This is a genomic window from Caballeronia sp. J97 (assembly GCF_905220305.1).
Taxonomy (GTDB): Bacteria; Pseudomonadota; Gammaproteobacteria; order Burkholderiales; family Burkholderiaceae; genus Caballeronia.
Genome location: NZ_CAJMZL010000027.1, coordinates 1 through 14,083 on the forward strand (window position 1 = coordinate 1; position 14,083 = coordinate 14,083).

Sequence of the window (14,083 nt, forward strand, 5' to 3'; positions counted from 1 at the left end):
CGCCCCCACAAGCAGAACCGGGCTTGGCTCGCACACGGTCTGACAAGCCAGTCGTTCAAGGACACTGGTTCAGCACGAAACAGCATCGGCACAGCGCTACGCGCTGCCGCCGGGTCCACAAGGGAAACCAACCAGGGGCAATTGCAGTGAGATGGAAACGTTAGTAAAGAAGCACGGACCGACCCGATGGACCCATCGGCCGCGAAGCGGGCCGGAGCAGTTTTGTGCTGTACCAATTGGTCGTGTGGTGCGATGAGACGGATCGTGCGCGATCCAAGCGGTGTTCTGCTTGTGAGGGCACTTGCTACGGGCGGGCCATTAGGCCAATCGCCTGTGCCGGGGCCGGTGTGAGGTACTTTGGATGGGAGAAGCTGCTTTCTTTGGTTACTTTCTTTGCAGCAGCAAAGAAAGTGACTGCCGCCCCGCACAGGGGCAGAGCTAATAGACCGACACGAAAACAGGATTTCACGAGCAAAAGAAAAAGCAAAAGAGAAAGTAAAAGCAAGAGCAAAGACAAACCCAAAATCATTAAGGATGACAAAATGAACATCACACAAGGAACATTCTCATTCCTCCCACCTTTAACCGATGAAGAAATATCGGCACAAATCAACTACGCCTTGGACCAGGGCTGGTCCTGCTCGGTGGAATACACCGACGATCCCCATCCCCGCAACACCTACTGGGAAATGTGGGGCCTCCCCATGTTCGACCTTCACGACGCCGCCGGCGTGCTGATGGAAGTGAACGAATGCCGCAGCACCTATCCGAACCACTATATCAAGGTCAATGCCTTCGACTCGGTGCGCGGTTTCGAAACGATGCGCCTCTCCTTCATGGTGAACCGCCCGGCGCAGGAACGAGGCTTCCGTCTCGAACGTCAGGACGACAGAAGCCGCGTCCAGCGCTACGCGATCCGCACTTACGCAACCGACCGCCCGAGCGGCGAGCGCTATTGATGAGGAGGCGAGATCATGAGCGCCGAAGCCACGCTCGAAGAAGCGCCTCTTCGAACCAAACCGACGCATGCCGATCTGATGGCGCTGTACCGCGAATCGCGCATCGGCGAAGTGCTGGCCGAGCTGGACCGAGATCTCATCGGCCTCGCGCCCGTCAAGACGCGTATCCGCGAGATCGCCGCGCATCTGCTCGTGGAACGCGCCCGCGAAGCGCTCGGCATCGCATCGGGTGCGCCCACGCTGCACATGTGCTTCTCGGGCAATCCCGGCACCGGAAAGACCACGGTCGCGCTGCGCATGGCGCAAGTGCTGCACCGGCTCGGCTATATCCGGCGCAATCATCTCGTCTCGGTGACGCGCGACGACCTCGTCGGCCAGTACATCGGCCACACCGCACCCAAAACGCGCGAAGTGCTCAAGCGCGCGATGGGCGGCGTGCTCTTCATCGACGAGGCCTATTACCTGTATCGCCCGGAGAACGAACGCGACTACGGACAGGAAGCCATTGAGATTCTGCTGCAGACGATGGAGAACCAGCGCGATGACCTCGTCGTGATTCTCGCGGGTTACGAATCGCGCATGGAAACGTTCTTTCACAGCAATCCGGGCTTCCGTTCGCGCATTGCGCACCACCTCGTGTTTCCGGACTATGCGCCCGACGAGCTCTTGCAGATCGCCGAGCACATGCTGACCGACATGCACTACCGCTTCGATGACGACGCGCGCCGCGCCTTCGAAGCGTATCTCGCACTTCGCATCCAGCAGCCGAACTTCGCCAACGCGCGCTCGGTGCGCAATGCGCTCGATCGCGCGCGATTGCGTCAGGCGAACCGGCTTTTTGCAGCGGCCGAAAGCGGCAGCGGCATCGCCGATGCCGACGCATTGATGCAACTCGACGCAAGCGATATCCGCGCGAGCCGCGTGTTCACCGATTCATAACGCCAGGGAGAGCGCGATGCAGGATGGACGCACGACCTTATCGAAGTTCCTGATCGACACGCTGGACCGCAAGCCCGGACCCGAAGCGGCAAGCGGTCTGTCCGCGTTGCTGATCGACGTGGCCGCGTCGATCAAGACCATAGCCGCGGCATTGACACGCGGCGCACTGGGTGGACAGCACGGCTCGGCGCAATCGATCAACACGCACGGCGAGGAACAAAAGAAGCTCGACCTCGTGACCAACGATATCTTCCTGCAACATTGCGAATGGGACGGCTTGCTTGCGGGCATGGTGTCGGAAGAGATGGACGAGGTCTATGCGATCCCCGAGCCGTATCCGCGCGGCGAGTATCTGCTCGCGTTCGATCCGCTCGACGGATCTTCGAACATCGATATCAACGGCGTGGTCGGCTCGATCTTTTCGGTGCTCCGGCGCGGCAACGACGAAAACGATGCACCAGACGATGCATCGTTCCTGCGCCCGGGCCGCGAACAGGTTGCAGCAGGCTACGCGATCTACGGCCCGTCGACGATGCTCGTGCTCTCCGTCGGCAACGGCACGCACGGCTTCACGCTCGAACGCGATGTCGGCAACTTCGTGCTCACGCACTCCGATATCCGCATCCCCGAAGATTCCTGCGAGTTCGCGATCAATGCATCGAACGAGCGCTTCTGGGAACCCCCCGTGCGCCGCTACGTGCAGGAATGCAAGGACGGCCGCACCGGCTGCCGCGAGCAGGACTTCAACATGCGCTGGATCGCGTCGATGGTCGCCGAAGTGCATCGCATCCTGATGCGCGGCGGCGTCTTCATGTATCCGCGCGACTTCAAGACGCCCGAGATGGAGGGACGCCTGCGTCTGTTGTATGAAGCGAGCCCGATGAGCTTTCTCGTCGAGCAGGCGGGCGGCCTGTCGATCACCGGGCGCGAGCGCATTCTCGATGTCGAGCCGAAAGCACTGCATCAACGCGTGCCGGTGATTCTCGGGTCACGCAACGAAGTCCATCGCATCCAGCGCTATCACGGCGAATACGATCGCGGCGAGGACAAGCCGTTCTCGTCGCCGCTGTTCAAGGAACGCTCGTTGTTCCTGCCGGAAACGCAGGCGTAATTCATCTGAAACAGCGCTCACCAAATAGACCAAGGGAGGCAAGCGCATGTCAGTCAAACATCCGATCGTCGCGGTGACGGGTTCGAGCGGCGCCGGCACCACTACCGTCATGAAGAGCTTCACGCATATCTTCAGGCGCGAAAAAATCAATGCGCAGATCGTCGAAGGCGATGCGTTCCATCGATACGATCGTCTCGGCATGCGCGAGGCAATGAAGCAGAGCGAACGCGACGGCCTCGTCAACTTCAGCCACTTCGGGCCGGAAGCGAACTTGCTCGCGGAACTCGAAACGTTGTTCGAAACCTATGGCGAAACCGGCGGCGGCCAGTTCCGTCATTACGTGCACGATGACGGCGAAGCCGCGCACTACAAGCAGGACGCGGGCACGTTCACGCCGTGGGAAGACGTCACGCCCGGCACCGACATGATGTTCTACGAAGGCCTGCACGGCGGGGCCGTCACCGATAAGGTCGATATCGCGCGTCATGCGGATCTGCTCGTCGGCGTGGTGCCGATCATCAATCTCGAATGGATTCAGAAGCTGCATCGCGATCAGACGATGCGCGGCTATTCGCATGAAGCCGTGGTCGATACGATCCTGCGCCGCATGCCCGATTACGTGAACTACATCTGTCCACAGTTCTCGCGCACGCACGTGAACTTTCAGCGCGTGCCGACGGTGGATACGTCGAACCCGTTCACCGCGCGCGAGATTCCGCAGCCCGACGAGAGCTTCGTCGTGATCCGCTTCGCGAAGCCGAAGGGCATCGACTTTCCTTATCTGCTGACGATGCTGCACGACTCGTTCATGTCGCGGCCGAACGTGATTGTCGTGCCCGGCGGCAAGATGGGTCTCGCGATGCAGCTCATCTTCACGCCGATGATTCTGCAGCTGCGCGACCGATGCGCGCGCGCATAGAAAGGTTTCTCATCATCGCATCAAAGGAGGCATCTCATGAATGCCGTCGCTGAAGCTTTGCCCGCACTTCATCGCTCACCCGACACGCGACAGATGGCGAACGCGCTGCGCATGCTCGCCGTCGATGCCGTGAGCCAGGCGAACTCCGGTCATCCCGGCATGCCGATGGGCATGGCGGAGATCGCGGTCGCGCTGTGGGGACGTCATCTGAAGCACAATCCCGCCGATCCCGACTGGCCCGACCGCGACCGCTTCGTCCTGTCGAACGGTCATGGCTCGATGCTGCTCTATGCGCTGCTGCATCTCAGCGGCTACGACCTCTCTATCGACGAGATCAAACGCTTCAGGCAGATGGGCAGCAAGACGCCCGGGCATCCGGAAGCGGGTGTCACGCCCGGAGTCGAAACGACGACCGGGCCGCTCGGGCAGGGCCTGACGAACGCGGTCGGCATGGCGCTCGCGGAGGCGCTGCTCGCGCGCGAGTTCAATCGGCCGGGGCATGAGATCGTCGATCATCGCACGTATGTTTTCGTGGGCGACGGCTGTCTGATGGAAGGCGTGTCGCATGAAGCGGCGTCGCTCGCGGGCACGTTGCGGCTCGCGAAGCTGACCGTGCTCTACGACGACAACGGCATTTCCATCGACGGCCATGTCGGCGGCTGGTTCACCGACGACACACCGAAGCGCTTCGAGTCATACGGCTGGAACGTGATCCGCGCCGTGGACGGCCACGATGTCGACGACGTATCGCATGCGTTGCAGCTCGCGCGCGAGTCCGATCGTCCGACCTTGATCTGCTGCAAGACGGTGATCGGCCTCGGCGCGCCGAAGATGGCCGGCACGCACGATGTGCACGGCGCGCCGCTTCCCGCCGATGAAGTCGAGGCGACGCGGCGCGCGCTCGACTGGAGCCATGCGCCGTTCGAGATTCCATCGTCGATTCGCGCGCTGTGGGACGCGCGCGAGGCGGGCGCAGCGGCGCAGCAGGCGTGGACTCGGCGTTTCGACGCGTATCGCCGGGTATTCCCGCTCGAGGCCGCGGAGTTCGAGCGGCGCGTGCGTGGCGCATTGCCCGCGAACTGGCGCGACATGGCGCATGCGCTCGTGCGCGACGCGGACCGCGCGCGACAGACGGTTGCGACGCGCAAGGCCTCGCAGCTCGCGATCGAGGGGCTCGCGCGCGCGTTGCCCGAACTGCTGGGCGGGTCGGCCGACTTGACCGGTTCGAATCTCACGCGCTGGAAGGATGCGGTGGATGTGAGCGCGGCGCCGGAAAAGGGCAATTACATCCACTTCGGCGTGCGCGAGTTCGGCATGAGCGCGGTGTTGAACGGCGTCGCGCTGCATCGCGGCTATCTGCCGTTCGGCGGCACCTTCCTCACGTTCTCCGACTACTCGCGCAATGCGCTGCGCATGGCCGCGCTGATGAAGACGCGCACGGTGTTCGTTTTCACGCACGATTCGATCGGCCTCGGCGAAGACGGCCCGACGCATCAGCCGATCGAGCATGCCGCCACGCTGCGCATGATTCCGGGCCTCGACGTGTGGCGTCCGTGCGATACCGTCGAGACGATGCAGGCGTGGATCAGCGCGGTGGAGCGCGACCGGCCTTCGTGTCTGCTGCTGTCGCGCCAGAATCTGCCGTTCGTGCCGCGCGATGAAGCGCAGATCGACGGCATCGAGCGCGGCGGCTACGTGCTGCTCGACTGGCCGTCGACCTGCGAGCGCGCCGCGCGCCGCGTCGTGCTGATCGCGACAGGCTCGGAAGTGGCGCTCGCGCTCGCCGCCGTCGAGCCGCTGAAGCAAGAGGGCATTCTGGCGCGCGTCGTGTCGATGCCGTCGACCACGGTGTTCGACCGCCAGTGCAACGTGTGGCGCGAACGCGTGATGCCCGAGGGCGTGCCGCGCGTTGCGATCGAAGCGGGCATCACCGGGTTCTGGCGGCAGTACGTCGGGCTGAACGGCGGTGTGATCGGCATCGATCGTTTCGGCGAATCGGCGCCGGCGGGCGAATTGTTCGCGCACTTTGGCGTGACGACCGATGTGCTCGTCGACGAAGCGCGCCGCGTGGCCGCCTGATTTTCGCGTTCTGCATGGAGACATCACGATGGCTTTCATCGCATTGAGGCAGTTGCTGGATCACGCGGCGGAGCACGCTTACGGCGTGCCCGCGTTCAACGTCAACAACATGGAGCAGGTGCACGCGATCATGCAGGCCGCCGAGGCGACGCGAAGCCCGGTGATCCTGCAGGCGTCGGCGGGCGCGCGCAAGTATGCGGGCGAGCCGTATCTGCGGCATCTGGTGCTCGCGGCGGTCGAGGCGCATCCGGATATTCCGGTGGTGCTGCATCAGGATCACGGCGCGAGTCCGTCCGTGTGCCAGCAGGCGATTCGTTCGGGCTTCACGTCCGTGATGATGGACGGCTCGCTCATGCCCGATCAGAAAACGCCCGCCGACTACGCGTACAACGTCGACGTGAGCCGGCGCGTCGTCGATGCGGCGCATTCGGTGGGCGTGTCGGTCGAAGGCGAGCTGGGTTGTCTCGGGTCGCTGGAGACGGGACGCGCCGGAGACGAGGACGGGGTCGGCGCAGAAGGCACGTTGAGTCACGATCGCCTGCTCACCGATCCCGACGAAGCCCGCGCCTTCGTCGAAGCCACCGGCATCGATGCGCTCGCGATCGCCATCGGCACGTCGCACGGCGCGTACAAGTTCAGCCGCCAGCCGACCGGCGATATCCTCGCGATCGATCGCATCGCCGAGATACACGCGCGCGTTCCGAACACGCATCTGGTGATGCACGGGTCGTCGTCCGTGCCGCAGGAGTGGCTCGCGATCATTCGCGAGCACGGCGGCGAGATCCCGGCGACGTTCGGCGTGCCTGTCGATGAAATCCGGCGCGGCATCGCGAACGGCGTGCGAAAGGTGAATATCGACACGGATATCCGGCTCGCGATGACGGGCGCGATGCGCAGGGCGATGGCGTCGGCGAAATCGGAGTTCGATCCGCGGCACGCGCTGAAGGCAGCGACGGCGGCGGCGCGGGATTTGTGTATCGAGCGGTTCGAGGCGTTCGGCTGCGCGGGGCACGCGGATCGCATCAGACCGGTGGGACTGGAGGCGATGGCAAGGCGGTATCACTGAGGGAGCGCCGCGCGTTGGAGGGACGGGCGCCGCTGGGTTAAACAAGCTCCAGTCGTCCGGATCCAAACGGCCAACCGAAACAACAATTGGGAGCATCTCATGCCCACCGGATCACCGACAGCGGAACTCGGCACGATCGCCTCCGGATTCACGCTCACCGCGACCGACGGCAGCACGTACACGCTCGATTCGCTGAAGGGCGCGAACGGTCTCGTGATCGTCTTCATCTGCAATCACTGTCCGTACGTGAGGGCCGCGGTGCCGAACCTGATCCGCGATGCGCGGGCGCTGAGGGAAATCGGCATCAACGTGGCGGGCATCAATTCGAATGACGCGAGCGTCTACACCGACGATGCGTTCGATCGCATGATCGTGGCCGCGCGAGAATGGAATCTGCCGTTCCCGTACCTGCACGATGAAACGCAAGAAGTCGCGCGCGCTTACGATGCGGTCTGCACACCGGAGTGCTTCGGCTTCGACCGCGACTTGCGATTGAGATATCGCGGCCGGATCGACGCGTCGCGCAAGGAAGCGTTGCCCACCGCCCGCCGCGATCTCTTCGAAGCGATGCGCGTGATCGCGCAAGGCGGCGGAGCACCCGAAGCGCACTATCCGGCGCTAGGCTGTTCGATCAAATGGAAGGTTTAGCTCTGCTTCTTCGTGCTGCCCGGCGCATGCCACGCCATCAGATCCTCGTCGGGCCGATCGACTTCGCAGCCCCAATCGAGCGGCTGATCCTGATCGAATCGCTTGCCGAGTTGCCACGCGATTTCAGCGCGCGCAAGCTGCACGCCGAGATAGAACGCATGCCCGCCGTCGTGCTCGACCTCAAGCTCGGGATAGAGTGCGAACGGATCGGCCGCGACGTGATGTCCGTCGCGGTTATAGACATGAATGCCGTCCGCCGACACCTGCACGCGAAAATTCGGATCGCGCACCGCGGCGGCGAACGCGCCGATCTCATCGGCATCGTAGGGGAAGGGCCGCTTCGCATGCAGCGCCGACAGGTCGGCGCAGATGCCCTTGGGCAGCGTCTGCGTTTCGCGCGCGGCATGCATCACGCGGCGCGCGACATCGGCTTCACGAACCGCGCGACGCGCATGAAGACTCACCGACGTCGTCAGCACGGCGGCGATGCGCAATTCCGCTGCCATGCCGAACAGCACCGCATTGATGCCGGTCGTATCCGCCTCGGTCAGCTCGGTCACGTTGCCGACGCCCATCATGATCGGCATGTCCGGATAGCGCTCGCGTAGCGACACATAGCGCGCGATGGACGCCGCGAGCCCGAACGGAATCGGATCGAGAATCGGATCGGCGAGAAAGGCGCGGCCGCGCTTCGTCATCGCTTCGATGGCGGCATCGAGCGAGGCCGTGTCGGCCGGCTCGCGCGGCACGAGGATCGGTGTCGATGCGATCTCGTCCGCGATCCACAACGTGTCGGCGTTGAGGCTCATCACGTAGTCCGCGCCCGCGCGCCCGCCGCGCACGAGTTCTTCCTCGCGCATCGAATCGACGCTCACGCGATAGCCCTGCTCCTTGAGCATCGCGACGGCATCTTCGAGATGCGCGAACGCGGTCTCGGGCAGGCAGCCGATATCGATCACGTCCGCGCCTTGCCGCCTGTATTCGAGCGCGCGCGCCGCGATGCCATCGAGATCGAGCTTCGGCGCATCGACGATCTCCGCGAAGATTGCCGTCTCGTAGCGCGACAGATCGACATGCCGCGCCTCGCGCCCGAAAAATTGCGGCAGGTCCTTCACTTCTTCGGGACCGCGCTCGACCTTCACGCCGTAATGCGCGGTGAGCGCATCGAGATCGCCGCGGCATCGGCCGGGCACGATCATGCGGCTCGTACCTTCGCTCAAAGGCGTCGCGACGCGCCGGCGGATCATGTCGGCGGTCATCAGCCCCGCGACCTGAAGACCGATCTCGCGGACTTCCCACGTGAAGGGCGCGCGCGCGGCAACGGGCGCGATGCCTTCGAGCACCTGCAGCAGGCTTTGCTGAGCGAGCCGCCCCGTCAGGAAGACGATGTGTTCCATGCGAGCTTCAGGTCCGACAGGCGTTGATCGAGCGCGGCTTCGAGATCGTCGAGCGAGCGGGCCACGGTGGTATGCGCGAATCGCGCGAGCCGTTCGACGTTTTCGAACTCGATCGCGCGCGGCCTCACTTCGACCCATTCGTGCGGGGCGTGCGTGATGACGCTCGGCGCGGTATCGCATGCGAACACGATGCCCGGCACGCATTGCTTGCCGGCTTGCGCATAGAGATTGGTGGGTAGGGTGTCGGAGATGCCGAACGCGCATTTGGCGACGGTATTGCTCGTCGCGGGCGCGATCACGACCGTGTGATATTCGCCGTTATAGATCATGCCGACGGGAACGCTGCTCGCGCTGTTGTCGCGCAACACCTTGAAGTGCTCGCGCAGCTTCGCGATGGTCCAGCCATAGAGCGGCAGCACTTCCTCGCCGGCTGCCGACAGAAACAGATCGACGCCGGGCAGACGCCGCGCGAGCGCGATCGACTCTTCAAGCATATGGCCCGAGCCGGTCACGCACCACGCGAAGCGCGCGTCGGGCTTGAACTCGTCGAGCCGGCGGGCGGGCGTGGGTTGCGTCATGCGTCGGCTGCGTTGGGCGTGTCGTGCGAAAGGCGAATATGCAGCCGATGCATCTTCCGATACAGCGTGTTGCGACTGATGCCGAGCACCTTCGCGACATTGCTGACGTTCCAGCGATGCTCGTCGAGCAACTGGAGCACGGTCTCGCGCTCCTTCACCTGGATCGCGTTGAGCGACGAGGTATCGGCGTCTTCGGCGAGATGCGGCGCCGGGGTCAGCGGCGCGCGCGCGGCGGCCTGCGCAACCGGCGCGACGCCGTTCACGATCTCCGGCGGCAGATGCGCGCAGCGGATCTCGGGACCGTCGCAGAGCGCGATCGCCATTTGCAGTACGTGACGCAACTGGCGAATATTGCCCGGCCACGGATAGCTGAGCAGCGCCTGCTTCGCTTCGGCGGAGAGCGCGGGCGGCTCTTCGGCTTCGGTGCCGAGAATATGGCCGATGAGCGCGAGCGCATCTGCACGTTCGCGCAGCGGAGGCAAATTGATTTCGATGCCGTTCAGGCGGTAATACAGGTCCTCGCGGAACATGCCCGTCTGCACGAGCTCGATGAGGTTGCGATGGCTCGCGCTGATGAGCTGGAAGTCCACCTTCACCGTGGTCTCCGCGCCGAGCGGAGTGACCTCGTGTTCTTCGAGCACGCGCAGGAGCCGCGCCTGCAACGCGAGCGGCATGTCGCCGATTTCATCGAGGAAGAGCGTGCCTCCGTTCGCCTGCACGATCTTGCCGCGCCGTCCTTCGCGTTGCGCGCCCGTGAACGCGCCCGCGCGATAACCGAACAATTCGCTTTCGATCAGATTCTCCGGCAGCGACGCGCAATTCACCGCGACGAACGCGCCCGTGCCGTTCGGGCTGATGCTGTGCAGCGCATTGGCGAAGACTTCCTTGCCGGTGCCCGTTTGCCCGCGCAGGACGATCGGGATCTTGCGCTGGATCACGCGCGCCGCGAGCTGGATCTGCGAAGCCATGCGCGGGTCGCCGAATTCCAGATGCGAGAGCTTGTCGAGACGCCCGGCCGACGACGGCTCGCGCGGGTCTTTTTTCGCTGCTTTCGCGCGTGCGCCCGGCGCGGACAGATCGCGCGAGACGGGATCGTTCATCAGGATGCGCGTCGCGCCGTTCGCGCCTTCGCGCGGCGTCTGCGCGGTGAGGAAGAAGCGGCTGTTCGCCTTCGCGCTATAGACCGTCACCGGATGGAACGAGCCGCGGATGCTGCGCGCGATCATGTCTTCGAGCGATGCATTGAACGCTTCCTCGATGCGTTTGCCGCACAGCTCGGCGGGCGAGCGCAGATCGAGCTGGAAGAGCGCGCTGCGGCTCGCGGCGAGCACGACGCCTTCGTCGCTGACGGCGAGCTTGCCCGCATGCAGGGTGCCGACGAATTCGGGCCGGCTATGAAAGTGGATCATGTTCGCGTGCCGGTAGCGCGCATCGATCAGACGATTTTCGATCATCTGCCGCGACATGCCGACGAGCACGAGCGAATGCTGCTGCAGGAGCTTTGAGCGGCTCGTCACGTCGAGCACGCCGACGACCGTGCCGCGCTCGTCGAAGATGGGCGCGGCGGAGCACGTGAGGGACGTATAGCGCGGATAGAAATGCTCGTGCTGGCAGACGGCGATGCAATCGCGCTCGATGAGGCACGTGCCCATGCCGTTGGTGCCGGCCTCGCGCTCGCTCCACATCGCGCCGACGCGCAGGCCATCGGCGGCGACGGCTTCGCCGAACGGCACCGACGACACCTGATGCACGATGACGCCGTCCGCATCGACGAGCACGACGGCGAGTTCCGGATCGGCGAGCTGCTGATACAGCGTCGTCATTTCGAGCTTCGAGCACGCGATGAGGTCGCTGACGGCTTCGCGCCTGTCGTTGAGTTCATGCTGCGTGAGCACGGGCGGCATGACGAAGCGGCCCGGATCGAGCCTGAATTCCGTGAGGCACCGCAGCCACGATTGCGCGACCGAATCGCTGGCGCGGCGTGCGGCCAACGGATTATTGACGATGTTCAGCACTTCCCGGACATGCGTGTCTACGTCAGCGAGTGACGACATGGGGGCAAGTCTCCGTTGCGCCGCGTTCCGGTGCGCGGTCATCGCGCGGCCGGCCGGCGCCGAATCTGTTGTGTTTTACGCTGGCGCTGCGGCTTTTTCCCGCGTGGTTCGGTGCTGCCGATAGTCTGCTCGCAGGCGCGCCTCGTGGCCGGACAGTCGGGTGGTTTCAGGTGCTGTCCGAAACCCGATCCGGCCGGTTCTCAAAAACTTTACATCCTTAGACGCGTAGGTTCAATAAGTAGTCGCATACGGTGGCGCGGACTCGCCCGTTTTTTGCTTGCTGCTTACGGATGACTTCGGCGATGGGCGCCGGAGATCTTTCCGACAGGGGCCGCTTCACGCGGCGACGAGCATATGGGCCGATCCGAACCGATTCGCGAAGCGGTGTATGTTGCGCCGCAACCAGCCGCCTACGACGCGCGCGCTGCGATGGACATCGTTTATATCGAGGGACTCACGGGGCAGACGGTGATCGGCATCGACAAGAGCGAATTGCATGATCCGCAGACGGTGCGGATGAGTCTTGCGATCGGCGTGCCGTCGCTGCGTGCCTGCGTGACGGATCGGATCGAGGACACGGTCAATTATGCGGCGGTGCGGGAGGCGGTTCACGGGCTGCTCGCGTCGCATGGATTGCAGTTGCTGGAAGCGCTGGCGGAGCGCATCGCGCAGATGGTGATCGCGGATTTCGGAGCGCATTGGGTGAGGGTTTCGCTTGCCAAGCCCGCGAAGTTCGATGATGTCGAGGCGGTGGGGGTGGTGATCGAGCGGCGGCGAGGGGGGGAGGGGCGCGGGGCGGCGGGCGGCCCCGTGAGCCTCGCGTGGATCGGGCGGGGGTTTGTGCCGGGGTGATTGGTTTTGGTTTTGGTGTCGTCGGGTCCCGTTTTCGCGTCGGTTTATTAGCACTGCCCCTGTGCGGGGCGGCAGTCACTTTCTTTGCTGCTGCAAAGAAAGTAACCAAAGAAAGCGGCTTCTCCCATCCAAAGTACTTCACACCGGCCGCGGCACAGGCGATTGGCCTAATGGTCCGCCAATAGCGAGTGCCCTCACAAGCAGAACACGGCTTGGATCGCGCACGGTCGGTCACATCGCACCGCAACCCCCGCTGGCTCAGCACGATTTAACTCCGGCCCGCTTCGCGGCCGATGGGTTCATCGGGTCCGCACGTGCTCTCGTCGGTTTCTCTTGTGGACCCGGCGGCAGCACGCAGCGCTGTGCCGAAGCTGTTTCTTGCTGATGGGGCGTCCGTCATTATTGAGACAGTTCCGCGAGGACATCCCTGTCTCCCGATAGGATCAGCAATCCTGTTGGAATACGGAGGTGACATGTCGTTTCCCGAATGGGGATATTCCTACAACGCGCTCTATGTGCCGCTGACCGGAGGCTGGCATTGCGCGTTAATGCCCGCCCACGAGGTGCAGGAAGTCGACCGATCCTGGCGCTTGCCCTTCGAAGAGCGCAAGCAGAAGAGAAAAGAACAAAACGAGCAGATCGAACAAGACCGGCAAGACTTCGACCGCCTGTTCAAATTGCGCATCGACCGGCGCCGCGCGCGCTCATGTTCCGAATTCCGCGAATATGTGGCGTTCATCAGTCGTTACTCGCGCGTACCAAGTTGGGACTTGCGCGATGGCGCAGGCATCACACGGGCGCTGCGCACCGCCGTGCGTGACCGCTATATCATTCCCGTGATCGCGCGAAATTGGCACGGCGGACAACGCGTGTTCAGGCATTACGCCCCGCAACGCTGGACCGCGAGCGCCGGCGGTGGCACTTACAGGGAACCGAGCGACGTCATCACCTATAGCGAGTTCAAAGCATTGCAACGGGCCAATGGCGAACTCGGTGTGCTGGATTCAGTTGCCGATAGTGCAGGTCTGACCGCGGCGCGCGATCTCGCGTCGAGCGGTAGCGGCTTCGACTGGATGAGCGTCATCGAAGCAGCGGGCGGCGCGGTCGCGGGCGGCGCGCTTGCTGGCTCTGACGCCGACAGCAGCGACAATTCGATGCTCGAGAGCTTCGGGGATTCGGACGGCGGCAAGTCTCTGTTCGGCGATGCGCAGCCATTCGAATATCAGCCAGATTCGATGAGCGGCAATAGTTTCGAGGTAGCGGCGCGCGGCGTGAAAATGACAGGAAACGAACCAGGAGGATTCACGCTCAATCCGAATGGCCTTGATACGGATTTTTTCGATGTCAACGGAAATCTGACCGCGCAATATCATGAAAGCCACGGCGACGCGCATGGGCATAATTTCTACGATGGCGTCCGTGATCCCGCTCACTTACCGATGTCATCAATACCACGGCGTTAGATCTTTTTAGAAGCGATG

At 63.6% G+C, this 14,083-nt stretch carries 12 protein-coding genes; 9 read left to right on the forward strand and 3 right to left on the reverse strand.

All coding sequences use genetic code 11. The annotated features are described in order from the left end of the window. Positions 1-542 precede the first annotated feature (542 nt). From U4Y90_RS27065 to U4Y90_RS27095, 7 genes are all read left to right on the forward strand, one after another. The gene (locus U4Y90_RS27065) at positions 543-959 is read left to right on the forward strand and encodes a ribulose bisphosphate carboxylase small subunit (protein ID WP_321799233.1); all 417 of its coding nucleotides are present in this window, start codon (positions 543-545) and stop codon (positions 957-959) included. Between the two features lie 15 nt (positions 960-974). Continuing rightward, positions 975-1,898 carry a CbbX protein gene (cbbX, locus tag U4Y90_RS27070; protein WP_321799235.1) on the forward strand — a complete coding sequence of 308 codons (924 nt, stop codon included), beginning with the start codon at positions 975-977 and terminating at the stop codon, positions 1,896-1,898. 16 nt (positions 1,899-1,914) lie between these two features. Then, positions 1,915-3,009 carry a class 1 fructose-bisphosphatase gene (locus U4Y90_RS27075; RefSeq protein WP_321799237.1) on the forward strand — a complete coding sequence of 365 codons (1,095 nt, stop codon included), beginning with the start codon at positions 1,915-1,917 and terminating at the stop codon, positions 3,007-3,009. A gap of 46 nt (positions 3,010-3,055) precedes the next feature. After that, entirely contained in the window at positions 3,056-3,928 is an 873-nt protein-coding gene (locus tag U4Y90_RS27080) for a phosphoribulokinase (protein ID WP_321799238.1), read from the forward strand. Between the two features lie 36 nt (positions 3,929-3,964). Further along, positions 3,965-6,007 (forward strand): transketolase, encoded by a 2,043-nt coding sequence (tkt, locus tag U4Y90_RS27085; RefSeq protein WP_321799239.1) that lies wholly within the window; start codon positions 3,965-3,967, stop codon positions 6,005-6,007. Between the two features lie 28 nt (positions 6,008-6,035). Beyond that, on the forward strand, positions 6,036-7,073 hold the full coding sequence (gene fba, locus U4Y90_RS27090) for a class II fructose-bisphosphate aldolase (RefSeq protein ID WP_321799240.1): 1,038 nt from the start codon (positions 6,036-6,038) through the stop codon (positions 7,071-7,073). 99 nt (positions 7,074-7,172) lie between these two features. Then, positions 7,173-7,721 (forward strand): thioredoxin family protein, encoded by a 549-nt coding sequence (locus U4Y90_RS27095; RefSeq protein WP_321799241.1) that lies wholly within the window; start codon positions 7,173-7,175, stop codon positions 7,719-7,721. Here the strand turns inward: U4Y90_RS27095 and U4Y90_RS27100 are convergent. From U4Y90_RS27100 to U4Y90_RS27110, 3 genes are read right to left on the reverse strand one after another with little or no spacing between them, the layout of a single operon-like run. Further along, positions 7,718-9,118: a DUF6513 domain-containing protein gene (locus tag U4Y90_RS27100; RefSeq protein ID WP_321799242.1), complete on the reverse strand. Its 1,401-nt coding sequence runs from the start codon at positions 9,116-9,118 to the stop codon at positions 7,718-7,720. The genes U4Y90_RS27095 and U4Y90_RS27100 overlap by 4 nt on opposite strands. After that, a complete protein-coding gene (locus U4Y90_RS27105) occupies positions 9,097-9,696 on the reverse strand; it encodes a flavoprotein (RefSeq protein WP_321799243.1) in 600 nt (199 codons plus the stop codon). The genes U4Y90_RS27100 and U4Y90_RS27105 overlap by 22 nt, the downstream gene beginning before the upstream one ends. Further along, entirely contained in the window at positions 9,693-11,750 is a 2,058-nt protein-coding gene (locus tag U4Y90_RS27110) for a sigma-54-dependent Fis family transcriptional regulator (protein WP_321799244.1), read from the reverse strand. Before U4Y90_RS27110 ends, U4Y90_RS27105 begins: the two co-directional genes overlap by 4 nt. Before the next feature lie 354 nt (positions 11,751-12,104). Here U4Y90_RS27110 and U4Y90_RS27115 point away from each other — a divergent pair, with 354 nt between their 5' ends. Both U4Y90_RS27115 and U4Y90_RS27120 read left to right on the forward strand, forming a co-directional pair. Beyond that, positions 12,105-12,602 (forward strand): dihydroneopterin aldolase, encoded by a 498-nt coding sequence (locus U4Y90_RS27115; RefSeq protein ID WP_321799245.1) that lies wholly within the window; start codon positions 12,105-12,107, stop codon positions 12,600-12,602. Between the two features lie 473 nt (positions 12,603-13,075). Beyond that, positions 13,076-14,065, forward strand: a complete 990-nt coding sequence (locus U4Y90_RS27120; protein WP_321799246.1) for a hypothetical protein — start codon at positions 13,076-13,078, stop codon at positions 14,063-14,065. Positions 14,066-14,083 lie beyond the last annotated feature (18 nt).

Excerpts from the sequence above, each read along its gene's own strand:
- U4Y90_RS27065 (WP_321799233.1), top strand. The coding sequence starts at position 543 with ATGAACATCACACAAGGAACATTCTCATTCCTCCCACCTTTAACCGAT.
- cbbX (WP_321799235.1), top strand. The coding sequence starts at position 975 with ATGAGCGCCGAAGCCACGCTCGAAGAAGCGCCTCTTCGAACCAAACCG.
- U4Y90_RS27075 (WP_321799237.1), top strand. The coding sequence starts at position 1,915 with ATGCAGGATGGACGCACGACCTTATCGAAGTTCCTGATCGACACGCTG.
- U4Y90_RS27080 (WP_321799238.1), top strand. The coding sequence starts at position 3,056 with ATGTCAGTCAAACATCCGATCGTCGCGGTGACGGGTTCGAGCGGCGCC.
- tkt (WP_321799239.1), top strand. The coding sequence starts at position 3,965 with ATGAATGCCGTCGCTGAAGCTTTGCCCGCACTTCATCGCTCACCCGAC.
- fba (WP_321799240.1), top strand. The coding sequence starts at position 6,036 with ATGGCTTTCATCGCATTGAGGCAGTTGCTGGATCACGCGGCGGAGCAC.
- U4Y90_RS27095 (WP_321799241.1), top strand. The coding sequence starts at position 7,173 with ATGCCCACCGGATCACCGACAGCGGAACTCGGCACGATCGCCTCCGGA.
- U4Y90_RS27100 (WP_321799242.1), bottom strand. The coding sequence starts at position 9,118 with ATGGAACACATCGTCTTCCTGACGGGGCGGCTCGCTCAGCAAAGCCTG.
- U4Y90_RS27105 (WP_321799243.1), bottom strand. The coding sequence starts at position 9,696 with ATGACGCAACCCACGCCCGCCCGCCGGCTCGACGAGTTCAAGCCCGAC.
- U4Y90_RS27110 (WP_321799244.1), bottom strand. The coding sequence starts at position 11,750 with ATGTCGTCACTCGCTGACGTAGACACGCATGTCCGGGAAGTGCTGAAC.
- U4Y90_RS27115 (WP_321799245.1), top strand. The coding sequence starts at position 12,105 with ATGGGCCGATCCGAACCGATTCGCGAAGCGGTGTATGTTGCGCCGCAA.
- U4Y90_RS27120 (WP_321799246.1), top strand. The coding sequence starts at position 13,076 with ATGTCGTTTCCCGAATGGGGATATTCCTACAACGCGCTCTATGTGCCG.